Below are 24,353 nucleotides of genomic sequence, written 5' to 3'. Positions count from 1 at the left end.
GCGAGCAATTTAGGAAGGAGCAGCCTTAATGATGGAATCAAGCAATGAATACGCAAGCAGCAAAATTTCATTTGATGCAATTAAAATTGGGTTGGCTTCTCCAGAAAAGATCCGAGAGTGGTCAAGAGGAGAAGTAAAAAAACCTGAGACGATCAACTATCGAACATTGAAACCCGAAAAAGACGGGCTTTTCTGTGAAAAGATCTTCGGACCGACAAAGGATTGGGAGTGTCACTGCGGAAAGTACAAAAAAGTTCGCTATAAAGGTGTTGTCTGCGACCGATGCGGAGTAGAAGTTACAAAAGCAAATGTCCGCCGCGAGCGCATGGGGCATATTGAATTGGCGGCGCCGGTATCCCATATCTGGTATTTTAAAGGAATTCCCAGCCGCATGGGATTGATGCTGGATATTTCTCCGAGAACTTTGGAAAAGGTTCTGTATTTTGCCTGCTATATTGTATTGGATCCGGCAGAGACCGATCTTGCATACAAACAGGTATTAACAGAAAAAGAATATAGAGATGCCTATGAGAAATATGGCGACAGCTTCCGCGTGGGAATGGGAGCTGAAGCAATCAAGGAATTACTTCAGGCAATTGATCTGGAAGCAGAGGCAAAATCCTTAAAAGATGAATTTAAGACTGCAACCGGACAAAAAAGAGCCAGAATTGTAAAACGCCTGGAAGTAGTGGAGGCTTTCTGTAATTCCGAGAATAAACCGGAATGGATGATTCTGGATGTTGTTCCGGTCATTCCGCCGGACATTCGTCCGATGGTGCAATTGGACGGAGGACGATTTGCGACCTCTGATCTGAACGACCTTTACCGGAGAATCATTAACCGAAATAACCGTTTAAAGAGACTTCTGGAATTAGGAGCACCGGATATCATTGTAAGAAATGAAAAGAGAATGCTTCAGGAAGCGGTAGACGCCTTGATTGATAACGGGCGCCGCGGACGTCCGGTCACAGGACCTGGAAACCGTGCGTTAAAATCTCTGTCTGATATGCTGAAAGGGAAGCAGGGACGTTTCCGACAAAACTTACTTGGAAAACGTGTGGATTATTCTGGACGTTCTGTTATCGTTGTCGGACCGGATTTGAAAATTTATCAGTGTGGTCTGCCAAAAGAAATGGCAATCGAATTATTTAAGCCGTTTGTAATGAAAGAGTTAGTAGAAAGGAAACTTTCTCATAATATAAAATCAGCAAAGAAAATGGTTGAGAAACTGCAGCCGGAAGTATGGGATGTATTAGAAGATGTAATCAAGGAACATCCGGTCATGCTGAACCGTGCACCGACACTGCATAGACTTGGAATTCAGGCGTTTGAGCCGATTCTGGTCGAAGGAAAGGCAATTCGTCTGCATCCGCTTGTATGTACTGCCTACAATGCTGACTTTGACGGGGATCAGATGGCTGTCCATCTTCCGCTTTCTGTGGAGGCGCAGGCAGAGTGCCGATTCCTTCTGTTATCCCCGAATAACCTTCTGAAGCCTTCGGATGGCGGACCGGTTGCCGTTCCGTCTCAGGATATGGTCCTTGGTATTTATTATCTGACACTGGAAAAAGAAGGAGATAAGGGAGAAGGAAAATACTTTAAATCTGAGAATGAGGCATATTTGGCTTATGAAAATAAAGTAATTACACTTCATGCAAGAATTAAAGTCAGACGTACAGGGGTAGATCAAAACGGAAATCAGATTTCACAGGTTGTGGAATGTACACTTGGAAGAATTCTGTTCAATGAAATCATTCTGCAGGATCTTGGTTTTGTGGACCGAAGCAAGCCGGAAAATGCACTGGCGTTAGAGATTGACTTCCATGTAGGAAAGAAACAGTTAAAACAGATTCTTGATAAATGTATTAATATTCATGGGGCAACAAAAACGGCGGAAGTACTGGATGATATTAAAGCAATTGGCTACAAATACTCAACAAGAGGAGCTTTAACCGTATCCATTTCCGATATGACCGTGCCGCCTGAAAAACCACAGATTTTAAGTGATGCTCAGCATCAGGCAGAATTTATTACGGAACAGTATAAGAGAGGTCTTCTGACAGAGGAAGAGCGCTATAAGGCTGTTGTGAAAACATGGTTTGATGCCGATGAAGTTCTGACCGATAAGCTGATCGGCGGATTGGATCGACTAAATAATATCTTCATGATGGCGGATTCCGGTGCCCGTGGTTCTAATCAGCAGATTAAACAGCTGGCAGGTATGCGTGGATTGATGGCGGATACATCTGGACGAACCATTGAATTGCCGATTAAGTCAAACTTCCGTGAAGGACTGGACGTACTGGAATATTTCATTTCCGCTCATGGAGCGAGAAAAGGTCTGTCCGATACGGCGCTTCGTACTGCCGATTCAGGATATTTGACTCGTCGTCTGGTGGATGTATCCCAGGATTTGATCATTCGTGAGCAGGATTGCTGTGAGTCAAACGGCGGAGAAATTCCGGGAATGTATGTGGAAGCATTTATGGATGGGCAGGAAGTGATCGAAAGTCTGGAAGAACGTATTACCGGTCGGTATGCGGCAGAGGAGATCAAAGATCCTGCAACAGGAGAAGTACTGGTAAAATGCAATCATATGATCACACCGAAGCGTGCAAAAACGGTAGTGGACGCAGGATATACCAAGGTGAAAATCAGAACGATGCTGACATGTAAGTCTACCGTCGGGGCTTGTGCAAAATGCTATGGCTCCAATATGGCAACCGGTCAGGCAGTGCAGGTTGGTGAGGCAGTCGGAATTATCGCTGCGCAGTCAATCGGAGAGCCTGGTACACAGCTTACTATGAGAACCTTCCATGCCGGTGGTGTAGCCGGTGATGATATCACGCAGGGTCTTCCTCGTGTCGAAGAGCTGTTCGAGGCCCGGAAGCCGAAAGGTCTTGCAATTATTGCAGAATTCGGCGGAGAAGTTCAGATTAAAGATACAAAGAAGAAACGCGAAGTTATTATTTCCAATCGTGAAACCGGAGATATGAAAACTTACTTAATTCCTTACGGTTCCCGTCTGAAAGTACAGGAAGGTCAGGTTATGGAAGCCGGAGATGAACTGACTGAAGGATCTGTGAATCCTCACGATTTACTTCGTATTAAGGGAATTCGCGCGGTTCAGGATTATATGATTCGGGAAGTACAGAGAGTATACCGTCTGCAGGGTGTAGACATCAATGATAAGCACGTTGAGGTGATTGTGCGTCAGATGCTTAAGAAAGTTCGCATTGAAGACGGAGGAGATACCAGTTATCTTCCGGGAGCGATGGTTGATGTACTGGAACTGGAAAATACAAACAAAGAGATGGAAGAAAAGGGATTGGAAACGGCAAAAGCCGATCAGATTATGCTTGGAATTACAAAGGCATCTCTGGCGACAGATTCCTTCCTGTCCGCAGCTTCCTTCCAGGAGACAACAAAAGTTCTTACCGATGCGGCAATCAAAGGAAAAGTGGATCCGTTGGTAGGACTGAAAGAAAATGTTATCCTCGGAAAACTGATTCCGGCCGGTACCGGTATGAAGCGTTATCGTGATGTAAAAATCAGCACGGATGAAGAAGATTTTTCTTTGGAAGAAGAGTTTGATTTTGAAGATGAAATCAACTACGAAGAGACTGCTGTAGAAGAATAAGATTTTTCTAAAATCAGCTGGAGTGCAGAAGATGGAACAAAAAACCGATGCAGACCGTGGGACTGCATCGGTTTTTATATTATAAAAACGCTCCGCGGGATGCCGATGTGAAGAGGAAAGCTGCTCCCTCTCGTCTGTTGAAATCAGTAAACAACGCAAATAAATCTTAAGAAAACTGAAAATACTTTTAATTTGACAAATAAATCAGAAACTGATATAATAAAATCAACAACAAAAGATGAATGAATAAAAAGAAAGGAGAAATGCCCACAGTGCTCCAAAAGACTTTTGCGAGTCTTTAAAACCGGCAGCTGAGGGAAGAGTATCAGATTAGAAAGATGGGACTGACTTAGCGAAGCGGCGTAATCTCGGGAGAGATGTTACGGGCTTCAGAACGGATAGAACGGATAAGGAGTCAACCTCATAGATGTGGAATGATACAGAGGCAATGAGATGATTCGGTAAGATTTGTTTCAGCAGTGAGATTTTCAAGATGGAAGATAAGGTTTGAAAATCTGAAACAGAATGATTCATTGATCGGCTGACCGGTGGAGCATTTAAATTCAATTTAGCACTCGTTCATAGGAGTTCTCCATTGATTCACGAAAAATCCGGAAGAGATTAACGGAGAATCTGGAGAAAAGTATTGACAAAGGCGCGCTAGCGATTTATAATAGCCTAGCGTGCCTTTTTAGATGGTAGAAAAAGGTGCGTTGTAAGTCACTAGGTGAATTAAAGTAACCAAAAGTAGAAAACATGTATGGAGGTGAAATCAATGCCAACTTTTAACCAATTAGTTAGAAAAGGGAGAAAGACATCTGTAAAGAAGTCTACAGCGCCGGCACTTCAGAAAGGATTTAACTCTTTAAAGAAGAAAGCGACAGATACAAGCTCTCCTCAGAAGAGAGGTGTATGTACAGCCGTTAAGACTGCAACTCCTAAGAAGCCTAACTCAGCTCTTCGTAAGATTGCCAGAGTTCGTCTTTCTAACGGAATCGAAGTAACAAGTTATATCCCAGGTGAAGGACATAACTTACAGGAACATAGTGTTGTTCTGATTCGTGGTGGTCGTGTCAAAGACTTACCAGGTACTCGTTACCATATCGTTAGAGGTACACTGGATACAGCTGGTGTAGCCAACAGAATGCAGGCTCGTTCCAAATATGGAGCAAAGAGACCTAAGAAAAAATAAGATAAAACTAAATTGGTACAAAGCAGCGTAATACGCTACCTTGTATAGTTGTGCCGGAACTTTATTGTTTCCTACGAAGGTTACAGGAGATATAAAAGTCCTGCACGAACATGCAGTTTAAAGTATGAGTACCGATGAATTAATTATTATTAAGGAGGGAAGAACCGTGCCACGTAAAGGACATATTGCGAAAAGAGACGTATTGGCAGATCCTATTTACAACAACAAAGTTGTGACAAAACTGATCAACAACATTATGCTGGATGGTAAAAAAGGAGTTGCTCAGAAAATCGTATACGGAGCATTTGCCCGTGTAGAACAGGAAGCTGGAAAACCAGCTCTTGAAGTGTTTGAAGAGGCTATGAACAACATTATGCCAGTTCTCGAAGTAAAAGCTAGACGTATCGGTGGAGCTACTTATCAGGTTCCAATCGACGTAAGACCTGACAGAAGACAGGCATTAGCTCTTCGTTGGCTGACAACTTTCTCACGTAAAAGAGGAGAAAGAACCATGGAAGAACGTCTTGCAAAAGAAATTCTTGATGCATCCAACAACACCGGAGCATCTGTAAAGAAAAAAGAAGATATGCACAAGATGGCAGAGGCAAACAAGGCATTTGCGCATTACAGATTCTAATTAGAGTATTAGAGGATTGTTTTGCAGCTGTCGAAGTGCTTTTGCGTAAAATTTATAGGAGGAAAAAACCTTGGCTGGAAGAGAATATCCATTAGAGAGAACCAGAAATATTGGTATTATGGCTCATATTGATGCTGGTAAAACAACCACAACAGAGCGTATCCTGTATTATACTGGTGTAAACTATAAAATCGGTGATACTCATGATGGTACTGCTACCATGGACTGGATGGAGCAGGAGCAGGAAAGAGGTATCACAATTACTTCCGCTGCTACAACTTGCCACTGGACATTGCAGGAACACTGCAAACCGAAAGAGGGTGCTTTAGAGCATCGTATCAATATTATTGATACTCCAGGTCACGTTGACTTTACAGTAGAAGTAGAGCGCTCTCTGCGCGTGCTGGATGGTTCCGTAGCTGTCTTTTGTGCAAAGGGCGGAGTAGAACCTCAGTCTGAGAACGTATGGCGTCAGGCTGACACTTATAATGTACCAAGAATGGCATTCATCAATAAGATGGATATCTTAGGTGCAAACTTCTATGGTGCAGTTGATCAGATGAAAGAGCGCCTGGGAGCAAATGTTGTTGTACTTCAGCTGCCGATCGGAAAAGAAGATGATTTCAAGGGAATCATTGACTTGTTTGAGATGCAGGCATACATTTACAATGACGACAAAGGAGAAGACATCTCCATCGTTGAGATTCCAGATGACATGAAGGATGATGCAGAACTTTATCATACAGAATTGGTTGAGAAGATCTGTGAATTGGACGATGATCTGATGATGGAATATTTAGAAGGGGAAGAACCAAGCGTTGATGCATTAAAAGCTGCATTAAGAAAGGGAACCTGCCAGTGTGAAGCAGTTCCTGTTTGCTGTGGTACAGCATATAGAAACAAAGGTGTTCAGAAACTTCTTGATGCAATCATCGAATTCATGCCGGCTCCGACAGACATTCCTGCAATTAAGGGTGTAGACGAAGACGGAAATGAAGTTGAGAGACATTCATCTGATGATGAACCGTTCTCTGCTCTTGCATTTAAAATTATGACAGACCCGTTCGTTGGAAAACTTGCATTCTTCAGAGTTTACTCTGGAACATGCAAATCAGGATCTTATGTATTGAATGCAACAAAGAACAAAAAAGAGCGTGTTGGACGTATCCTTCAGATGCATGCCAACAAGCGTGAAGAATTAGATATTGTATATTCAGGAGATATCGCGGCTGCAGTTGGATTTAAATTAACAACAACCGGTGATACAATCTGTGATGAACAGCATCCGGTAATTCTGGAATCCATGGAATTCCCAGAGCCGGTTATTGACGTAGCGATCGAGCCTAAAACAAAAGGTGCTCAGGGTAAAATGTCTGAGGCTCTTGCGAAACTGGCAGAAGAAGATCCTACATTCAGAGCTCATACAGATCAGGAAACAGGTCAGACAATCATTTCCGGAATGGGAGAGCTTCATTTGGAAATCATCGTTGACCGTCTGCTCCGTGAATTTAAAGTAGAGGCAAATGTGGGAGCTCCTCAGGTAGCATACAAAGAGACATTTACAAAAGCCGTTGACGTTGACAGCAAATATGCAAAACAGTCCGGTGGACGTGGTCAGTACGGACATTGTAAAGTTAAATTTGAGCCAATGGATGCCAATGGAGAAGAACTGTTCAAGTTTGAATCTACGGTTGTCGGAGGATCTATTCCGAAAGAATACATTCCGGCAGTTGGAGAAGGTATTGAAGAGGCAGCTCAGTCTGGTATTTTGGGCGGATTCCCGGTACTTGGTGTAAAAGCTACAGTATACGATGGATCTTACCATGATGTCGATTCTAGTGAAATGGCGTTCCATATTGCAGGATCTATGGCATTTAAAGAAGCGATGCAGAAAGCAGGAGCAATCTTACTTGAGCCGATCATGCGTGTGGAAGTTACGATGCCGGAAGAATATATGGGAGACGTTATCGGTGATATTAACTCCCGCCGCGGACGCATCGAGGGTATGGATGATATTGCGAGCGGTAAGATGGTTCGAGCATTCGTTCCGCTGTCTGAAATGTTTGGTTACTCAACAGACCTTCGTTCCAGAACTCAGGGTCGTGGTAACTATTCTATGTTCTTTGAGAAATATGAACCAGTACCAAAGAACGTACAGGAAAAAGTTCTTGCTGACAAATAAGAACAGTGAGAAACTCTCGTATCCTTGATTCCAGTAGAGAGTCAGGAAATAAGCGTATTTTCAAGAAAATAGGCTTGAAATATTTTAGTAAATGAAATATAATCAAATTTAGGACAGCCCTTTGTCGGGCGCTATATTGAAGTATTAAAATCATTATTGTAATCGCCCAACAGGGCCGAATAAGGAGGACATTTAAAATGGCTAAAGAAAAGTTTGAGAGATCTAAACCTCATTGCAACATTGGTACCATCGGACACGTTGACCATGGTAAAACAACTTTAACAGCTGCAATTACAAAAACTCTTTCTGCACGTGTAGAAGGAAACGCAGCCGTTGACTTTGAGAATATTGATAAAGCTCCAGAAGAAAGAGAGCGTGGAATCACAATCTCTACAGCTCACGTTGAGTATGAGACAGACAAACGTCACTATGCACACGTTGACTGCCCAGGCCATGCCGATTATGTAAAGAACATGATCACTGGTGCTGCTCAGATGGACGGAGCAATCTTAGTAGTAGCTGCAACTGATGGTGTTATGGCTCAGACAAAAGAGCACATCCTGCTTTCTCGTCAGGTAGGTGTTCCTTACATCGTTGTATTCATGAACAAATGTGACATGGTAGACGATGAAGAATTATTAGAATTAGTAGAAATGGAAATTCGTGAACTGTTAAATGAATATGAATTCCCAGGTGATGATATTCCGGTTATCCAGGGATCTGCTTTAAAAGCGCTGGAAGATCCTAACGGAGAGTGGGGAGATAAAATCATGGAACTGATGGATGCTGTTGACAGCTATATCCCAGATCCACAGCGTGATACAGACAAACCATTCCTGATGCCAGTCGAAGACGTATTCTCTATCACAGGACGTGGTACAGTGGCAACTGGTAGAGTAGAGAGCGGTGTTCTTCATGTATCTGACGAAGTTGAAATCGTTGGTATCAAAGAAGAAACAAGAAAAGTTGTTGTAACTGGTGTTGAAATGTTCCGTAAACTGTTAGACGAAGCTCAGGCTGGAGATAACATTGGTGCATTACTTCGTGGTGTTCAGAGAGATGAAATCGAAAGAGGACAGGTTCTCTGCCAGCCAGGATCTATCACATGCCATACAAAATTCACAGCTCAGGTTTACGTATTAACAAAAGATGAAGGTGGACGTCATACTCCATTCTTCAACAACTATCGTCCACAGTTCTACTTCAGAACAACAGACGTAACAGGTGTGATCGACTTACCGGAAGGAACAGAAATGTGCATGCCTGGTGACAACGTAGAAATGACAATCGAATTAATTCACCCAATCGCTATGGCGCAGGGATTATCTTTCGCTATCCGTGAAGGTGGACGTACAGTAGGATCAGGTAGAGTAGCATCTATCATCGAGTAATCAATTATTAGAAATATTGATGTTACAGGGCTTTCCGAGAAAATCTCGGAGAGCCCTTTTTGTAATATAGGAAAGTTCTGACTTTCCTATATTATTTAACAAAGTTTGATATGTCCTAAGATAATTTTTCACATTTTCTTCATTTTTTTGCCATGTTTTCAACAAAGTTTTCTTCTATATTGTATTTAGAAACAAGACGAAAGGAAGAAGTTATGTATGTCATAAAAAATGCATGGAAAAATGTGATTCGCTTTCGGGGAAGGAGTATCTTAATCGGGATGCTTGTTTTTTTCATCACAGTTTCTGCCTGCCTTTGCCTGTCAATTCGTCGGGCGACAGAAACAGCAAAACAGGCAGAATTATCAAATGCAGAAATTACAGCACAGATTCGTGTGAAGCAGCGGGCAAAGAATGATTCTAAGACTGAAAATACCTCGGAAATCAAAGAATTGACAATATCTCAATTAAAAAATTATGCAGACTCTGATACAGTAAAAAATTTTTATTATACATTGACTTCATCACTAAATGGGAAAACAATTCGCGCAGTGAAAGCAGAGGAACAAGATGAGTCGGATATTATTCGTCGAAAAACGGATATAGAGCAGACGAAGCAGCAAGGGGCTTTTACTGTGATCGGTTATAATAAGAAGGAGGCTGCAGCTGATTTTCGGGACGGCAGTTCCAAGCTTATTGAGGGAAGGAACCTGAAAATGGGGAAGGCCGATCAGACTTGTTTGATCAGCCAGAAGTTAGCTGCTGAAAATTCTTTGAAAGTCGGGAGTCAGATAGATCTTGTAAATCTTGCAGATTCTTCTCAACAAATATCATGGAAGGTGATAGGAATTTACCGAAACAGCAATTCAGATTCGGGAGAAACCGATATTGCCAATCAAATTTATACCAGCTATGAGACATTGAAAGCTGCAATCTCATCCTTCAACGGAGCGACCGTACAGGTCGGGGCGACTTATGTATTTTCAAATCTTGAGAACTATAAGATGTTTCAAAAGGATGTCAGAGTCATGGGATTAGATGAACACTATACAGTCGTTTCTCAGGATATTGACAATTATAAGAGAAGTCTTCTGTCATTAGAAAGAATGGATCAGTTGTCCGGTTACTTTCTTGCAGGGACACTGGCAGTTGGGGTGAGTGTTTTGGCGTTCATTCAGGGCAGAAATGTACATAGAAGAAAAAAGGAAGCTTGCGTTCTGATTTCCATTGGAATGAAAAAAAGCAGAGTGTGTATTCAATTTTTGACAGAGTTAGGGATTGTTGCAGGTTTTGCAATGATTGTGGGATTTGCTGCAGCAAAAGCGGTATCAGCTCCTGTTTCCAATGAACTTTTAAAAAACCAGGCAGGGCATCAGCAGGTGGAATTTGGAATGCAACAAAACTTTCTTTCCGGTATGTCCGTTTCTGTGGATTGGACTGTGGCAGCTGAGTTACTGGGAATTGGAGCATTTCTCATTCTGATAGCGGGATTGATATCGGCGGCAGTGATGATTCCGTATGATCCAATGAAAACTTTGTCCAGTCAAAGACAGGAGGTTCCATAATGTGTATATTAAAGCTGGAGAATCTGGCATATTCTTATAAGGGAAGTGCGGGGAAAGTTTTTGAACATCTGTATTTTGAGTTTGAAGAAGGAAAAGTTTATGCAGTCCTGGGAGAGTCAGGAGCAGGAAAAACAACGCTGTTATCTCTGTTGGCGGGATTTGAAACCCCGACGGAAGGCAGTGTATCGTTTCAAAAAAGAGATCTTAGAAAGATCAATCCATATATTTATCGGAGTCATTATGTTGGGACTGTGTTTCGATCTTATAGTCTGCTTCCACAATTGACGGCACTGGAAAATGTGCTGCTTTCTATGGATTTGGCAAAAGTTTCCGGCAAAGATAACAGAGAGAAAGCAAGGAAACTGTTAAATTGGGTTGGAATCAATGAAGAAAAGATGGAATACCGGACGTCAAAACTTTCTCAGGGGCAGCGTCAGAGAGCTGCTATCGCCAGGGCGCTTTCTTATGACCCGGAAATTCTTTTGGCAGATGAACCCGCAGAAAATATAGATTGTGAGACTCAAGAAGCAATTATGAAAATTTTCCATCAGTTGGCACAGAAAGGAAAATGCATTATTATAGCAACCCATTCAGAAGAGATTGCATTGCAGGCAGATGGCGTAAAAAAATTGCCGATAGTCGGATAAAAGGAGTTTTCCCAAACGGAAAACTCCTTTTTGTGATAGCGATGAGCCAAAGTTGGGGCTTGCCGAGACCTTGGCGCCTGTTTACAATCCCAGAATGTGCCTTTTGGCACTTCCGGCAATTAATCTCTTTTTAAATGGGGAACCATAACTTCCAGAATTTCTAAAACATGTTTTCGTTGAGAAGAGGTCAAGCGTGTGGTAAGCTCCATAAGTTGTTTATGATCAGATGGAATATCAAAATCCAATCTCTGAGAGGCGTCTCCAAACAACAGATAATCTGCGGAAACCTGCAGTGCAAAGGCAAGGGATGCGAGAATATGGATGGACATGGATTTACGTCCGGATTCGATTTCGTACAGATAATGAGGCGTAATTCCTGCCATCTCAGATAACATCTCCTGAGTAAGTTTCTGATCTTTTCTAAGATGTTTGATACGAAGACCTGTATCTTTGATATTAATTTTTGTAAAAGCCTTTCTTTCGCTCTGATTCATATCAATCAATCTCCCTCCATAAAAATACTATAGCTATTAGCCATAGATTGCCACGATCTGAAAGCAACATTCCTGATTAAAATGTTGCTGGAAGCAATATACAGTGTTACCATAGATGGGGAAGACAATTCAGAATGACAGAATAGAAATTGGGAATACTAAAGGAAAAGATCCGGTGTGGAGAAAGGGAATTTATATGTTCGGCTTAAAAAATATTCAAAGAAAAATATTCTATCGGTTGTTGAATTATCACAAAAACTTAGAACTTTTAAAACAAGTTCCGCATATTTTGTATGAAGATTTTGCTGTAGTATACTTTATTTTGGAGAAAAAGGAGAACGATGTGATGTCTCCGGTTTTTATTGATCGAAAAAAAATGGAGGATTGGAACCTGAGCGGGGAATTACTGGAACAGTATGCCAGAGAGAATACACCGGCTGTTTTTCCGGCAAAGATTCAGGCGATGTCAGGATTTGCAGGACATACTCCGGAGGATGAACCGGCGTTTTTATTGACCAATGAACAACAGTTTTATGGTGCGGGGGTGATTCTTTACGAGGGGGTACTGGATCGGTTTGCCCGTCAATATGAGTGCAATTTGTATCTTCTTCCAACCAGTATCCATGAGTTTGTCATATTATTTGACCGGAGACAATTTCTACAGGAAGAATTGCTGAAAATTGTACGGGAATCCAATAACAATTTGATTTCTGAAGACGATTTTTTGTCGGATAATGTATATTACTATGACAAGGATGATCGTCAGTTTTTTTCTCTGTTCTAGTGAAATTTACAGAAAGAATGGAGTTTCAGTCTGATTTAGGATATAATAAAAAAAACGCTTTGATAGATAAAAGGAGGAATTAATGAGTCGGATCAGATTGAATTCCGCATGTATCCAATGCATGATGGAGAAACACTTATGCAACTACGATCAGGAGATGGAAGAGTCGAAAAAATTGGAGTATATGCATCGTATGGTAAAAGTTGTGGCAGATGCAGATATGACGGAGAGTGCTCCGGTGATTACGGGAAGAATTTTGAAATTACAGGATGAGATGTTTGGAAAGCGAATAGATTATGTGCCTGTAAAACAAAAGTTTAATGGGATGATGCTTTTGGAGGAGGAAAATATCTGGGGAAAAATTCTCTCGGCAAAAGATCCTCTCAGGATGGCAGTGCAGTATGCTATGACCGGAAATTATATTGATTTTGGCACAATGTCAGAAATAACCGGAAAAAAGCTGCATGAGCTTTTGGAGGAAGCAGATCAAATTGTTCTGGATGAGCAGGAGTTTTCTCGATTAAAAGACGATTTGGAGCACGGTACAAAACTTACATATCTTACAGATAATTGTGGAGAAGTGGTGCTGGATAAATTGGTGATGCGGACAATTCAAAGGTTATATCCAAAACTGCAATTAACTGCAGTTGTTCGGGGAGCGCAGGCGTTAAATGATGCGACTATGGAGGATGCACAGGAAGTTGGACTTACGCAGCAGGTCAGGGTGATCGGAAATGGAACGGATATTACGGGAACGGAATTAGATCAGATTTCAGAAGAGGCAAGACAAAGCATTGAGGAGGCAGACGTAATTATTTCCAAAGGTCAGGGGAACTTTGAAACTCTCCAGGGGTGCGGAAAAAATATTTATTATATGTTTTTATGTAAATGTCAATTGTATATCAAAAGATTTCATGCTAATTTATTACAGGGAATTTTAATTCATGACAGGAAATGTTGTTAAGGACAGGAGAGGAGACGTTTTATGGTAGCAATAATAATCGCAGGGGTCTTGGCGGTCGTGATCGTTGTGTGGGGAATTAGCGCATATAATGGATTTGTTGCATTGAGAAATAAGACCGAGGAGGCTTTTTCGGCAATTGATGTGTCATTGAAGAAACGGTATGATTTGATTCCAAATTATGTGGAAACCGTGAAAGGATATGCAAAGCATGAATCCGAAACACTGGAAAGAGTGATTGCCGCAAGGAATATGGCAATGAATGCGGCGGATTTGGGAGAACAGATGGAACAGGAGAATGTGCTGTCCGGGGCGTTAAAATCTTTGTTTGCGGTGGCGGAGAATTATCCGGATTTGAAAGCAAATGAAAATTTTAATATGCTGCAGGATCAGCTTCAGAGACTGGAAGAGGAAATTGCCGGTTCCAGAAGATATTATAACGGCGTTGTCAACCGCTACAATACGAAGGCTGAGATGTTCCCGGGAAATCTGATTGCAGGTGCGTTTCATTTTGACAGGAAACCTTTGTTTGAGGTTGGTGCTCAACAGGAACGGGAAAATGTGGAGATTAAGTTCTGAGCGGCTAAGATGAAGCATTAAGAAACGAAGGAAAAACGGGGAGGAGTAGGGCTTATGAAAAAGTATATGGTAAGGATCGGTGTTATATTGTTTGTGATCCTTACAGTGTTTGCAGGAAAGGGTTTTTCTGTTCAAGCAAGTGAAGAGCTTACCTATGACAGGAATATGGAAACAAAGAATTGTGAGGTAACACTCGTGCTGGGTGAGGACGGAAGCTATACCGTGACAGAGAGCTGGAAGGTTGAATTTAAAAAGCCAAGGCATGGGATCTATCGCTATATTCCTTATAAAGGGAAGATAAATTTTTATGAGAAGGACGGAACAAAGAAAAGTCTTCTTTATTTTGCGGACTTCAACTTGAGGTCCAATAACAGCGGGACCGATTTAGAGGAAAGTTCTGAAAACGGAAGCAAAATTTTGAGATTTGGAGAGGAAGAACGGCTAGTTCACAGTGGAACCTATCAATTTACATATCGCATGGCACCGAAATATCAGGGAGATCTTTATCAGAAGCTTTATTTTAATATTTTTCCGGGACAGTGGCAGAATGAGATTCCGGCGGGAAGCCGTTTGCGACTGTACTTTCCAAAGAAAACAAACTTTGATAAAATTCAGTTTTATTATGGACCCCTTGGTCAGACAAAAGCTGCAAAAGAAATTTTAGATCTGAAATTTGATAAAGAAAAACATATGATTTCCGGCACCTTGGAGAAAAATTTAAAGTTTCAAAATGGCCTGACATGTTTTGGAGATCTGGGAGAGGGATATTTTTCCCATAGAAATGAAATTCAAACACACCGATGGATTTTGGCGCTGGCAGTTTTTGTCCTTGTCTTGGTCATGGTGCTCTATCTTTTCTTCGGAAGAGATAAGAAAGTCATCCCTTCCATCCAGTATCAGCCGCCGGAGGGATTGGACAGTGCGGCAGTGGGATATATTTTGGATGGAATGGTAGATTCTAAGGATGTGATTTCCCTGATTCTTTATTGGGCAGACCGAGGGTATTTAAAGATTCAGGAAACAGGGAAAAAGGATGTTACATTCATCAAACAGAAAGAAATTGCAGACAAGGAACCGAACTATCAGATTTATATGTTTGAGGAATTGTTTGGAAAGAAAAACAAGGTGAAAGCTTCAGCTTTAAAATACAAATTTGCCGATACGATTGCTGTGGTCGGTGACAAAATCCAGTACCAATATCGAAATAAGATTTATACGGCATCTTCCAAAGCGGCAAGGATTGTATCTATGATTTTCATTCAGATTCCGGTGGTGTTATTTGCTGTGATGATGTGTTCCTATGGACAGGCAGGGCTTTTGGATATTATATTGTTGCTTGTGTTTTGGGCAGCCTATCTTGGCGCGGGAATTCTGGCATGTCTGACCGTAGACAAATGGTATGCAATGGCTTCGGGAGGCAGAAAAGGCAGTGTGTTGGGTGCGGCTGTGCTGGCAGTTGTTGGACTGGTCGGAGCAGGAGGATATTTCTATGTTCGCATCCGACAGGGGGATCTGTTTGATTTCTTGTGGGTCTACGGAATCCTTGTGTTGTTTGCAGCAGCAGAGCTTGTGTTTACTGCATTTATGAAGAAACGGACGCAAGAATGTGTTCAATGGATGGGATATCTGGCAGGCTTGCGTGACTTTATAGAAACTGCTGAACTGGACCGCATGAAAGCGATTGGGAAAGAACATCCCAATTTATTTTATCACATTCTCCCTTTTGCAATGGTATTTGGTCTGTTTGATTTGTACGCGGAAAAGTTGGATGCACTAAAGGTACCGGCGCCGGATTGGTATGGATATGATGCGGATCTTCCTTTGTTCCATTATTATATGATGGGGAACTGTATGCATCATGTTGTGACAGATCATCTGACCGCAGTCAAAGCTTCGGAAGTGGCCGGAGATACATTTTCCGGAGGTGATTTTACCGGAGGCGGAGGTTTTAGCGGAGGCGGCTTCGGAGGCGGAGGCGGAGGAAGCTGGTGATGTTTTGGAGAGAAGTAGGATGACATATATTGTACATAAAAATAAAAAGGAAAATAAACATTGTGCTGCAGTCAATTTTGTGTTGGCAGGAGTTTTCGTTCTCTTATCAGTGTATGGAGAAACATACCGGTTTTTGACTGTTCTGATTGCAGTGTTGTTTGGATTTTTAGCGATTCAAATACTTTTCGCAGCATTGGGCGAAGATAAATTATTGGTTTTGACAGAAGATACCATGGAGATTTGTCTGGGACTCGGAAGACAATCATTAAAATTACCATGGAAAGAACTTTCAAATTGTAAGCTTTATAAACGAAAAAATTATATGGAAGTTAAAATCTATTATAAGGACAAAAAAAGTAAAAACAAATGTAAAAAACTTCTGTTGGGAGATAAATTTTCTTTGTCTGATTTCATGGTAAAATATATGGCAGAAGAGGTAGAGGAGGTCTATGCAATGATAGATAATGCATGGAAAGATTATGGAAATGGAGAAGAGCAAAATTGTGTTACGATTCATCGCAGCTACAAAAAACAGAAACTCAGAGCTGTGCAGTGTGCAGTTGTTGTCATTTTGGTTATGCTTTTTATGTGGAAGGAACAGGGAGATCTTCTTTGGATGAAGCTGATGGAGCTGCTGATTATTGCACTTTTTGTCGGGACAGGAATATCGAGTGTAAAAGAACTGTCTAAAAATCCGGATTATATTCATTTAAATTCCGAAGGAATGAAAATAGATTTTGGAGAAAAAAGGGAAAGCTTCTTTCGATGGTCAGAAATTTCAGAGATTGTCTTGACCGGACCAAAAAATAAAAGGATGGAAGGAATTCGTTTTTGTTATGATCAGGATCGATGGCAAAGGATTGATCTGAGTTGGACCACAGAAAAACGTGAGGATGCTGCAGAGACAATTCAACAATTTTGGGAAAAATACCGATAATGTAATTATGGATTTTCCCGCTCCTCCCATTGCCGGATGACCCGATAGGAGCGATCCAGGCGTTCCTTTTTTCTAAGCACTTCCTCTGTCTGACGAAATTGACGATGAAGGCAATGAAGGCAGAGAGGAGCCCCGGAATGTGATTGAAAGCTATGATTATAAACAGGAGCGAGGCAATAGAAGCAGGGAGCAATGTGATAGACAAAGCCTCGTGCATTTTCGTTATAGAAATGTTGATATAGCTGCTGATCCAGCTGAGTCATATGGTATCGGGTATGCTGATACCAGAGCTGCATGTCGGATAGGACAATACGCGCTGCCTCTCGGCTGATCTGAAACATGTGAGAAAGTTCCGCGGAATCTGCTGGTTTGGCATAGTAGACGGCCATCCGGGGAGCTAAAATATGACTGGCAAAATAATTCGCTTCCCGCTCATTTTTCTGATGATCTCCACTGTGGTTTAATACAATATGCCCTAACTCATGCATGAGAGAAAATCGAATACGGTAAAAAGACTGGTCCTCGTTGTAAGCGACCAGTTTTTTTGGTTTAAAATGAAATGCATCGTCGGAGAGACGTTGACAGTATTCATATAATTGTACGTTTGTACGGCGCATTTGCTGGTAAGTTATGATCCGGTATCCGCAGTCCTCAATAAGTTGAAAACAGTCCAAAGGGAAAGATTGAATATGAAACTTCTGGAATAATTCTAGAATAATTTTGTGAATTTTTGTTTGTGTTTTCGTATAATCCAAATGATCTGTCCATCCTTATCTTCTAAAGATCTGAAAGCATGCGAATCAATTCTAACTTCTCCTCAGTGGAAATATCCTTGCCGTTTCGGGCAATTAAATTCTTAAGATCATGATAGGAAGTCTGTGGTATTGCTTCATCAGAAAAATATTCTACGGTAACTCCCAGTTCCTGGCTGATCCGCACAAGAAGACCAATGTCAGCCTTTTTGCTGTCTCGTTTAATCATAGAGTAAATCGTAGTGGGAGCGACCCCTACTTTCTGAGCCAATTCATTGACATTAGTCTCTTTTTCTTTCATTAATGTGGTAAGTTTCGTTCCGATTCCCATAAAAACCGCCTTTCTAATATGAAATCCATAGAAAATCTTATAATCAATATATCATATCTGCGGCGGCAAGTAAATTGCTTCCTCTGTTTCGCACGCTAAAAAATACTCGAACGAGTAGAAAAAGCATTGACAATAAACTCAAATGAGCATATTATAAGAGTGTAAAATATGCAAGTGCGTAACAAATGATTCTTGGACCCAATCAGAACGACCGATGGGACATCGAAAAGATATATTTATTATAAAACGTATGTTCGATAAAGGCAAGAGGAAAGGTGGAAATTTATGGTGTTAAAACAAAAAGAATTAGAAAAAATTTATTTTCTTAATTTGGAATTGGAAAAATTAAGAGAAGAAATGAAAAATTTAAATCAGAAGGCGATACCCGGAGGAGGAGCACTGGATGGTCTCCCCAGAGGAAATCAATATAGTGATAAGACCGGAGAGATTGCAGCGAAAAGAGTTTTGCTGGAAGAGCAGCTAAGAAGGACGATTCAAAGATTGTTTGATGCCAGAAGGGAATTGGAAAGATGTCTGGAGGAAGTGGATGATCCGGAGCTTCGTATGATTGTTCGATATCGGGCGGCATACAATCTCGGATGGCAGGAAATCGGAGATGAGATGGGAATGGATCGCAGAACGGCTGCAAGAAAATATGAGAATTTTAAAAAAAAGTATTTTGCCCACAATGCCCGGTGAAAGAGTGATATTATGATAACACATCGAAAAGGGAACATATGTTCTGTATCGAATGTGAAATAAAAAGGAAAGGAGGTAAAAAATGCAGCAGCAAATTTATGAAAAGCTGAGTAGTTTGGAAGAGCTGACGGAACTCTTATCTAAGTATCAAAATGCTCCGGCAATTTTCTTTCAAATGGTTCCCCGGGAGGCAGCGGATGAGGCGTTTCCAAGATTAGTTTGCGGAATAAAAGAAGAAATTAATATGAAGCATGATTTTTTAGGAGAATTGGAAATAAGAATCGAAGAATCGGTGGAGATGGAATCCAAAGCGGATCTGATTCAAAAAATTCTAAAAAAGAAGTTAAGGAACAGTTTCTTTTTCGATGAGGAGCAATTCTTTAGCTAAGAATCAAAAGAGCAACAGACAGATTTTTTTATTAGAGTTGTTGAGAACTCAAAGGGAACAAGTATCGGAGGAATTGTGTTCGATCATTGCCGATGCTTTAGAAGGAGCATATAAAAATATACCATTGGCAACTTAAAAGGAGGATGTTATGAATATTAATATTTACGAGTCGGGAAATACAAGCAGTTATATTACTCTGCCGATGTTACCTGAAACAATGGAATATAGCAGTTCATCAAGGTTCCAGGAGTATGAGATTTTAGATTTGGGAAAAGTTATGATTCCAAAAGGAAGGAATCTTTGTAGGATTGCATGGGAAGGAATTTTTCCTGCCTATGTACGAAAGGGACAGTCTTATATTCAAAAGGAAGTAAATCCACTGAACAAAGGAAAGAAGATTTCGGATGCAGATTTAAAAAAACCAGAATTTTATATCAATTTTTTGGAAAGCAAACGAACAGGAAATAAAAAGGTAGAATTACTTATTTCCGATTCTGTGATTAATAAAAGAACAATGTATATTGAGGAATTCAAATATAAATTAACATCAGTTGGTGACTACAAGTATACAATTCAATTTGTGGATGCAGTAGATTTGATTTTGAATCAATCAACTAAGCGTTCTTCAAAAAAACGAAAAAGTATAAAGTAAAGTCAAATAAAGAAACTTTAAGAGATCTTGCTAAAAAGTATTATGGAGATGGGAAAAAATATCAAACAATTTATAAAGCAAATAAAAAGAAAATTGATCAGAGAGTGATCAAAGAGAGGAAGAAAAATCCTAAATTAAGTAAGTATTCTATTTTTAAAGGACAAGTTTTATTAATCCCATCGGTTTCATCAACAGAAAAACGAAAGGTAGCAATATTGGCGTTGCAAAAAGCAATGAACAAGGATAAAGGACAGTATAAAAAAGTTATAGAAAACGGACGATTAGATTCAAAGACAAAGGCTGCTATGAAACAGATCTTTATCAAAAAGGGAAAAAGAGGAGAAGTAGTAAAATTTGTACAAGGAAGAGTTGGGGCCTCCAAAGATGGAATATGTGGGGATTCTACTGTAAAGAAAATTAAAAATTATCAAAGGAAAAATGGATTAAAAGTAGATGGTATCGCAGGATATGCTACATTGACTAAGATGGTGAAATAAAGAGAGGTGAGTAAAATGGAAGCATCAGTGGAATATCCGAAATATAAATGTCTGATTAAAACGAAATCGGGGATATATAATGTGTCTAATTTATTGACGGGATTAACAATCACACAGGCATTATGATATTGGAGGTAGAGAAATAAGATGGCAGCAAGAGGGAGTACCAAATTAGCGGCAGTATTACAGAGTCGAATGGGAAATATTAAAAATTTTAATGTTTCTCCTGTTGCTGAATTTGGCAAGATTGATTCAATGGGAAATTTAGTTTTAGATAGTTTTCCGGATGAAGTAGTAGAAAAAACAGAATATGTAATATGTGACTTTGCGCAGAAATTAACATTAGATCCAAAGGATCGGGTTTTAATCTTATGGGCAGATGATATCCCTGTGATTCTGGGGAAAATAAAAAAGAAAAGTTAGGAGGTAGAAAGAGATGGACAATGTATTTCCTGAAGATTTAGATGATGAAGAATTGGAATTGCAGGAGTTAGATGAAGCATTTTATGATGAATTTTATGGATATCGAAAAAGCATTAGTTTTGATGATTCCGTGAGAGATTTTAAACAAGACGGTACGAAAAAGCTAATAGAAGCTGATGGCGTGGAAGCATGGATTCAATGGTGTATGAAAATTTTGCAAACCAAAAGATATATATGCCAAGCATACAGTGATGATATTGGCCTTGATATTGAGCAAATTTTTCAAGCTGAAGACAGAAAAGAAATTGAAAATCTACTTAAGAAAGAAATTGTTGATGCATTGGAGGCTGATCCCTATCATCGAACGGAAGTGGTTCAGTCTGTGGAATTTCTGTGGGTGAATGATGTGGAGGTAGAGGTTTTGTGTCGGGTTATCGGGATAAATTCTAATGAAGTAGAATTTCAAACAGTAATTCAAAAATGAGAAAGGAGACTATTATGGAAGAAGAAATTTTTGATGAAGTGGAAGAATTAGAGGAGGATGATTTTCAGGTTCCGGAGTTTTTAAAGGAAACCTGCAGTGAAGAGGAAATCCATCAAAGAATGTTGGCGGAGCTGCCGGAGGACATCGACAAATCAGAAGGGGGATACATATACGATTTAACCAGACCGACAGCCATTGAGGTGGCAAGAATGAAAGAATTTGAGCTGGTAGAAACCATCAAGCTGATTTGGCCTCGTTTTGCAGAAGGAATTTATTTAGATTATCATGCGGAAACGAGAGGGCTGGAACGAAAAGAAGCGACCAATGCTTCCGGGAAATTATATATCGAGGGGAAAATCGGTACGCTCATTTCAGAGGGTACTATTTTTATGACAGAAAGTATCAATGATGAACCGGCAAAAGAATATGTGACTTTAGAAGATGCAGAGATCCTAGAAGGTGAGGACGGTACAGGAAGTGTTGAGGTAGAAATTCAGAGTATCGAGGCAGGAATGAATGGGAATAGTGCGGCAGGAACCGTACTGCTGCAGGACGATATTTCAGAAGATATCACACTGGTTATCAATAAGGAACCGATAACGGGAGGAATGGAAGCCGAAGAGGATGAGAGTCTCAGGGAGCGAATTATGGAATATGACCAGGCACAGGGGCAATCCTTTATTGGAAATATCAACGACTACAAACGCTGGGCAACGTCTGTGGAAGGAGTTGGAGATGCAGTGATTTTAACTCCTGAGGATGACAGCGGGGTCATTGAGATTGTCATTACGGATTCCAATGGTCAGCCGGCATCAGAAGAATTATGCCAGAGTGTTTATGACTTGATTATGCAGCCGGATGATCCTGAAAAGAGATTGGCACCGATCAATGCCAAAATTGATGTGAAAGCTCAAAAAAGTATGCTTTTGACGGTTTCGGCGGATGTGGAATTGAGGGATGCAAAACTGGAGACGGTTGAGAAAACTGTTGCGTCTGCGTTAAATGACTATTTGAAGTTTGCCGCAAATGATAGAGAGATACGATATACACAAGTGTGTAAAATTTTAGGGAATACCGAAGGAATTTATGATTATAAGAACTTAATTGTACAAAATGCTGAAGATTCGTCGCTTTATCAGGATACTGCTGTGAATCTTCCAATTCCGGCAGGCAGCATTCCAATGCTTCAGTCAGTGACATTAACGGAAACGGAGGTTTTGTATGAGAAATGAAACAGAGAAAATGCATAAGATTTTAACAAGCCCGGAAGCTCAAAAAATCATAGATTTTGTGAGTCCGGTTTATGGAGAGGCTTATGTAGGACTTTCGTTATTTCAGGCGATCGGAACGGTATTAGATGATATTGATCAATTTCCGGAGCGAATGAAAGATCAGCTGGTGCTGCAGCTGGTATCGGAAGAGTGGGCTATGGAATATTGGGAGGAACAGTATCGCTCTTATCCTCAAAATTCCTGGACTATGGAGCAGCGCAGGCAAAATCTGTTGGAGAAGATAAAAAATCATTACTATAATCCGAAAAAGATTGAAGATACACTTGCAGCTTTGACAGGATATACCGTCGTCTTGACAGAACATCTTGCGAAAAATAAGTTCGGAGTGTTTGTACAGGGATATGTGAAGGATCAAACGAAAATCCGGGAATTTTTAAACCAGGTGAAACCGGCACATCTGATTTATGAGATAAAAATGTCAGAGCTAATTGAGACAGAGACAACGACGTATTTGGGATCTTGTATCTCAGAACACGAACATTATGAAATAACGGTTATGAATTAAGAAAGGATGAACATTATGAATCTTTGGAAAAATACAGTACTTACAAAAAAGGGAATGAAACTTCAAACAAAACTGATGAAAGGCAGTACTTTAAAGATTACAAAAATCAAAACGGGAACAGGAAGAGCAGAGATTGTGGATTTGAGAGAACAGACAGAAGTTTTGGGTGCTAAGCAGCAACTGCTTGTTCAGGAAATGAAACAGGGAGAGGAGGAAGTCGTAATTCCGGTATTGCTAAATAATATGGATGTTGCAGAGCCGTATACTTTATGGCAAGTAGGTTTTTATGCTGAAGATCCGGAAGAAGGTGAAATACTTTATTGTCTTGCTCAGGCAGAAGAAGGAAAAATGATTCCATCAAATTTAGAAAGCCCGGGATTTTCAGTTACTTGGAATTTCCATTTTAAGGTTTCCAATGATATTTCTATGGAGGTGAACCTTGATCCGGCAGGATTAGTATCCGTAGAAACATTTGAAGATTGGGTTGAGCAATCGAAACAAGGTATGGCAGACGTTCAGGAGAAATTAGCGCAGCTAAATTCAGATTTAACAACTTCAAATAATCAAATTGTTAAGAAAGCTAATAGTATAGATTTATCAAATCATATAAATAATCCACATACAGTAACGAAGGAACAAATAGGGCTTGAGAATGTTCAAAACTTTTTTATTGCCAAAGGACACCACGGAGCAGTTTCTAATCCTACTGGAAATAAAGACTATTGGATTAATTTTGGACACACATTCTCATCTCCACCAACTGTAATAGTATGTAGTGCTTATAGTGCATATAATCGTGGCGTAGCTGCCGTGGACATCAACACTGTTGGATTCAACTTAAGATACAGCAATGCGACAGGAAATGCAGCAACGGATGCAGCATTTTGGGTAGCTATTGGAAACTAGCTATTACTCTAGTTCATTAAACGATCTTTCCATATCTATTTTCATTTGTAAATGTTAAACACCGCGAACAAGATATAAATCTGAATCATACTATTTACAAATTAGATACAACAAACGGTGTTTAATGCGTAGAGTTTATAGGATTATAATACTAAATATTTGCAATAATAATGACATTTGCTCCGGGCGCTCTTCCTGTTCCTGTGTTATTAAAAAAGCGGATAGTGCCTTGTGTAGTTCCAAAAGAACCAGCAACGCCAGCAACACTTATGTTTCCATATTCCGCTGAATTTGAGGTTGTAGCAACAGATGCTACTACACCAAGCACAGATTTTACTGTTACTCCATAGGGAATAATAACGTCTACATATCCATGTGCGGGAACATTTATTGAATTAACAAGTTGCAGATGATTTTTAGATTCTT

The 24,353-nt window shown here is 40.3% G+C and carries 25 protein-coding genes; 21 read left to right on the top strand and 4 right to left on the bottom strand.

The window, feature by feature from the left end:
• The first annotated feature begins 28 nt into the window (after positions 1–28).
• From rpoC to AC27EF_RS09230, 7 genes are all read left to right on the top strand, one after another.
• Complete coding sequence (gene rpoC, locus AC27EF_RS09260; protein ID WP_487110470.1) at positions 29–3,640, top strand: DNA-directed RNA polymerase subunit beta'; 3,612 nt, start codon at positions 29–31, stop codon at positions 3,638–3,640.
• A gap of 775 nt (positions 3,641–4,415) precedes the next feature.
• Entirely contained in the window at positions 4,416–4,832 is a 417-nt protein-coding gene (rpsL, locus tag AC27EF_RS09255) for a 30S ribosomal protein S12 (protein WP_015530650.1), read from the top strand.
• Positions 4,833–4,998: 166 nt separating this feature from the next.
• Positions 4,999–5,469, top strand: a complete 471-nt coding sequence (rpsG, locus tag AC27EF_RS09250) for a 30S ribosomal protein S7 (protein WP_487110469.1) — start codon at positions 4,999–5,001, stop codon at positions 5,467–5,469.
• Positions 5,470–5,539: 70 nt separating this feature from the next.
• Positions 5,540–7,651, top strand: coding sequence for an elongation factor G (gene fusA / locus AC27EF_RS09245; protein ID WP_487110468.1), 2,112 nt, complete (start codon positions 5,540–5,542; stop codon positions 7,649–7,651).
• Between the two features lie 197 nt (positions 7,652–7,848).
• The gene (gene tuf, locus AC27EF_RS09240; protein WP_487110467.1) at positions 7,849–9,042 is read left to right on the top strand and encodes an elongation factor Tu; all 1,194 of its coding nucleotides are present in this window, start codon (positions 7,849–7,851) and stop codon (positions 9,040–9,042) included.
• A gap of 212 nt (positions 9,043–9,254) precedes the next feature.
• Positions 9,255–10,604 carry an ABC transporter permease gene (locus AC27EF_RS09235; protein WP_487110466.1) on the top strand — a complete coding sequence of 450 codons (1,350 nt, stop codon included), beginning with the start codon at positions 9,255–9,257 and terminating at the stop codon, positions 10,602–10,604.
• Positions 10,604–11,251 (top strand): ATP-binding cassette domain-containing protein, encoded by a 648-nt coding sequence (locus AC27EF_RS09230; protein ID WP_487110465.1) that lies wholly within the window; start codon positions 10,604–10,606, stop codon positions 11,249–11,251. Before AC27EF_RS09235 ends, AC27EF_RS09230 begins: the two co-directional genes overlap by 1 nt.
• A 119-nt stretch (positions 11,252–11,370) precedes the next feature.
• Here the strand turns inward: AC27EF_RS09230 and AC27EF_RS09225 are convergent, their stop codons facing one another.
• Entirely contained in the window at positions 11,371–11,745 is a 375-nt protein-coding gene (locus AC27EF_RS09225; RefSeq protein WP_487110464.1) for a helix-turn-helix domain-containing protein, read from the bottom strand.
• Between the two features lie 115 nt (positions 11,746–11,860).
• Here AC27EF_RS09225 and AC27EF_RS09220 point away from each other — a divergent pair, with 115 nt between their 5' ends.
• The 5 genes from AC27EF_RS09220 (at position 11,861) to AC27EF_RS09200 (ending at position 16,998) form a co-directional block, all read left to right on the top strand.
• The gene (locus AC27EF_RS09220) at positions 11,861–12,529 is read left to right on the top strand and encodes a DUF5688 family protein (RefSeq protein WP_487110463.1); all 669 of its coding nucleotides are present in this window, start codon (positions 11,861–11,863) and stop codon (positions 12,527–12,529) included.
• 82 nt (positions 12,530–12,611) lie between these two features.
• Entirely contained in the window at positions 12,612–13,493 is an 882-nt protein-coding gene (locus AC27EF_RS09215) for a damage-control phosphatase ARMT1 family protein (protein ID WP_487110462.1), read from the top strand.
• A gap of 21 nt (positions 13,494–13,514) precedes the next feature.
• The gene (locus AC27EF_RS09210; protein ID WP_487110461.1) at positions 13,515–14,069 is read left to right on the top strand and encodes a LemA family protein; all 555 of its coding nucleotides are present in this window, start codon (positions 13,515–13,517) and stop codon (positions 14,067–14,069) included.
• Positions 14,070–14,123: 54 nt separating this feature from the next.
• Complete coding sequence (locus AC27EF_RS09205) at positions 14,124–16,061, top strand: DUF2207 family protein (protein WP_487110460.1); 1,938 nt, start codon at positions 14,124–14,126, stop codon at positions 16,059–16,061.
• Between the two features lie 19 nt (positions 16,062–16,080).
• On the top strand, positions 16,081–16,998 hold the full coding sequence (locus AC27EF_RS09200; RefSeq protein ID WP_487110459.1) for a hypothetical protein: 918 nt from the start codon (positions 16,081–16,083) through the stop codon (positions 16,996–16,998).
• A 5-nt stretch (positions 16,999–17,003) separates the two neighbouring features.
• Here AC27EF_RS09200 and AC27EF_RS09195 read toward each other — a convergent pair whose 3' ends face one another.
• Positions 17,004–17,753, bottom strand: a complete 750-nt coding sequence (locus AC27EF_RS09195) for an ImmA/IrrE family metallo-endopeptidase (protein WP_487110458.1) — start codon at positions 17,751–17,753, stop codon at positions 17,004–17,006.
• A gap of 22 nt (positions 17,754–17,775) precedes the next feature.
• The gene (locus AC27EF_RS09190) at positions 17,776–18,081 is read right to left on the bottom strand and encodes a helix-turn-helix domain-containing protein (RefSeq protein ID WP_487110457.1); all 306 of its coding nucleotides are present in this window, start codon (positions 18,079–18,081) and stop codon (positions 17,776–17,778) included.
• 285 nt (positions 18,082–18,366) lie between these two features.
• On the opposite strand from AC27EF_RS09190, the gene AC27EF_RS09185 reads away from it, so the two are divergent.
• The 9 genes from AC27EF_RS09185 to AC27EF_RS09145 all read left to right on the top strand — a co-directional run bounded on the left by AC27EF_RS09185 (position 18,367) and on the right by AC27EF_RS09145 (position 23,927).
• Positions 18,367–18,780, top strand: a complete 414-nt coding sequence (locus AC27EF_RS09185; RefSeq protein WP_487110456.1) for a DUF722 domain-containing protein — start codon at positions 18,367–18,369, stop codon at positions 18,778–18,780.
• An 82-nt stretch (positions 18,781–18,862) separates the two neighbouring features.
• Positions 18,863–19,168 carry a hypothetical protein gene (locus AC27EF_RS09180; RefSeq protein WP_487110455.1) on the top strand — a complete coding sequence of 102 codons (306 nt, stop codon included), beginning with the start codon at positions 18,863–18,865 and terminating at the stop codon, positions 19,166–19,168.
• A 148-nt stretch (positions 19,169–19,316) separates the two neighbouring features.
• On the top strand, positions 19,317–19,820 hold the full coding sequence (locus AC27EF_RS09175; RefSeq protein WP_487110454.1) for a hypothetical protein: 504 nt from the start codon (positions 19,317–19,319) through the stop codon (positions 19,818–19,820).
• Positions 19,821–19,924: 104 nt separating this feature from the next.
• Entirely contained in the window at positions 19,925–20,317 is a 393-nt protein-coding gene (locus AC27EF_RS09170) for a peptidoglycan-binding domain-containing protein (RefSeq protein WP_487110453.1), read from the top strand.
• 147 nt (positions 20,318–20,464) lie between these two features.
• Positions 20,465–20,740 carry a hypothetical protein gene (locus AC27EF_RS09165; protein ID WP_487110452.1) on the top strand — a complete coding sequence of 92 codons (276 nt, stop codon included), beginning with the start codon at positions 20,465–20,467 and terminating at the stop codon, positions 20,738–20,740.
• A 13-nt stretch (positions 20,741–20,753) separates the two neighbouring features.
• Entirely contained in the window at positions 20,754–21,224 is a 471-nt protein-coding gene (locus AC27EF_RS09160; protein WP_487110451.1) for a DUF2634 domain-containing protein, read from the top strand.
• Between the two features lie 14 nt (positions 21,225–21,238).
• Positions 21,239–22,456: a baseplate J/gp47 family protein gene (locus tag AC27EF_RS09155; RefSeq protein WP_487110450.1), complete on the top strand. Its 1,218-nt coding sequence runs from the start codon at positions 21,239–21,241 to the stop codon at positions 22,454–22,456.
• Complete coding sequence (locus tag AC27EF_RS09150) at positions 22,446–23,021, top strand: putative phage tail protein (protein WP_487110449.1); 576 nt, start codon at positions 22,446–22,448, stop codon at positions 23,019–23,021. The genes AC27EF_RS09155 and AC27EF_RS09150 overlap by 11 nt, the downstream gene beginning before the upstream one ends.
• A 15-nt stretch (positions 23,022–23,036) precedes the next feature.
• Positions 23,037–23,927 carry a hypothetical protein gene (locus AC27EF_RS09145; RefSeq protein ID WP_487110448.1) on the top strand — a complete coding sequence of 297 codons (891 nt, stop codon included), beginning with the start codon at positions 23,037–23,039 and terminating at the stop codon, positions 23,925–23,927.
• Between the two features lie 151 nt (positions 23,928–24,078).
• Here AC27EF_RS09145 and AC27EF_RS09140 read toward each other — a convergent pair.
• Positions 24,079–24,353 (bottom strand): hypothetical protein (locus AC27EF_RS09140; protein WP_487110447.1); only part of this gene is annotated, 275 nt, incomplete at its 5' end.

The sequence above is a fragment of the Anaerostipes stercorihominis genome, assembly GCF_057535655.1.
Note: the sequence above shows the minus strand (reverse complement) of the source record. Positions and strands in the feature narration are given on the sequence as shown.

Excerpts from the sequence above, each read along its gene's own strand:
- AC27EF_RS09160 (WP_487110451.1), top strand. The coding sequence starts at position 20,754 with ATGGACAATGTATTTCCTGAAGATTTAGATGATGAAGAATTGGAATTG.
- AC27EF_RS09210 (WP_487110461.1), top strand. The coding sequence starts at position 13,515 with ATGGTAGCAATAATAATCGCAGGGGTCTTGGCGGTCGTGATCGTTGTG.
- rpoC (WP_487110470.1), top strand. The coding sequence starts at position 29 with ATGATGGAATCAAGCAATGAATACGCAAGCAGCAAAATTTCATTTGAT.
- AC27EF_RS09235 (WP_487110466.1), top strand. The coding sequence starts at position 9,255 with ATGTATGTCATAAAAAATGCATGGAAAAATGTGATTCGCTTTCGGGGA.
- AC27EF_RS09145 (WP_487110448.1), top strand. The coding sequence starts at position 23,037 with ATGAATCTTTGGAAAAATACAGTACTTACAAAAAAGGGAATGAAACTT.
- AC27EF_RS09185 (WP_487110456.1), top strand. The coding sequence starts at position 18,367 with ATGGTGTTAAAACAAAAAGAATTAGAAAAAATTTATTTTCTTAATTTG.
- rpsL (WP_015530650.1), top strand. The coding sequence starts at position 4,416 with ATGCCAACTTTTAACCAATTAGTTAGAAAAGGGAGAAAGACATCTGTA.
- AC27EF_RS09150 (WP_487110449.1), top strand. The coding sequence starts at position 22,446 with ATGAGAAATGAAACAGAGAAAATGCATAAGATTTTAACAAGCCCGGAA.
- AC27EF_RS09165 (WP_487110452.1), top strand. The coding sequence starts at position 20,465 with ATGGCAGCAAGAGGGAGTACCAAATTAGCGGCAGTATTACAGAGTCGA.
- AC27EF_RS09215 (WP_487110462.1), top strand. The coding sequence starts at position 12,612 with ATGAGTCGGATCAGATTGAATTCCGCATGTATCCAATGCATGATGGAG.
- AC27EF_RS09205 (WP_487110460.1), top strand. The coding sequence starts at position 14,124 with ATGAAAAAGTATATGGTAAGGATCGGTGTTATATTGTTTGTGATCCTT.
- AC27EF_RS09155 (WP_487110450.1), top strand. The coding sequence starts at position 21,239 with ATGGAAGAAGAAATTTTTGATGAAGTGGAAGAATTAGAGGAGGATGAT.
- AC27EF_RS09230 (WP_487110465.1), top strand. The coding sequence starts at position 10,604 with ATGTGTATATTAAAGCTGGAGAATCTGGCATATTCTTATAAGGGAAGT.
- AC27EF_RS09190 (WP_487110457.1), bottom strand. The coding sequence starts at position 18,081 with ATGGGAATCGGAACGAAACTTACCACATTAATGAAAGAAAAAGAGACT.
- tuf (WP_487110467.1), top strand. The coding sequence starts at position 7,849 with ATGGCTAAAGAAAAGTTTGAGAGATCTAAACCTCATTGCAACATTGGT.
- AC27EF_RS09175 (WP_487110454.1), top strand. The coding sequence starts at position 19,317 with ATGAATATTAATATTTACGAGTCGGGAAATACAAGCAGTTATATTACT.
- AC27EF_RS09180 (WP_487110455.1), top strand. The coding sequence starts at position 18,863 with ATGCAGCAGCAAATTTATGAAAAGCTGAGTAGTTTGGAAGAGCTGACG.
- AC27EF_RS09225 (WP_487110464.1), bottom strand. The coding sequence starts at position 11,745 with ATGAATCAGAGCGAAAGAAAGGCTTTTACAAAAATTAATATCAAAGAT.
- AC27EF_RS09200 (WP_487110459.1), top strand. The coding sequence starts at position 16,081 with ATGACATATATTGTACATAAAAATAAAAAGGAAAATAAACATTGTGCT.
- AC27EF_RS09220 (WP_487110463.1), top strand. The coding sequence starts at position 11,861 with ATGGGGAAGACAATTCAGAATGACAGAATAGAAATTGGGAATACTAAA.